This is a genomic window from Psychromonas arctica (assembly GCF_038155225.1).
Taxonomy (GTDB): Bacteria; Pseudomonadota; Gammaproteobacteria; order Enterobacterales; family Psychromonadaceae; genus Psychromonas; species Psychromonas arctica_B.
This window is the reverse complement of the sequence record NZ_JBAKBA010000222.1, coordinates 1-229: the sequence shown is the minus strand read 5'-3', so window position 1 is coordinate 229 and position 229 is coordinate 1. Positions and strand designations below refer to the sequence as shown.

1 protein-coding gene is annotated in these 229 nt (G+C 41.0%); it reads left to right on the top strand.

Annotated elements, in window-relative coordinates:
* Positions 1-229: TIM barrel protein (locus V6255_RS18345; protein WP_341629416.1), on the top strand; the 229-nt coding region annotated here is incomplete at both ends.

Sequence of the window (229 nt, the reverse complement as noted above, 5' to 3'; positions counted from 1 at the left end):
GGCGTATGTATCGACACTTGTCATACCTTCGATTCAGGCTATGATTTACGTTGGGCTAATGAAACAGAAGCGACCTTTAAAGCCTACTCAGACATTGTTGGATTTGAATATATACGCGCTATGCATATTAATGACAGTAAAGTGCCTATTGCTAGTCGAGTTGATCGACATGCGCATTTAGGAGCAGGTGAGATTGGCAGGGGTTGCTTTGAATTTTTAATGAAAGATC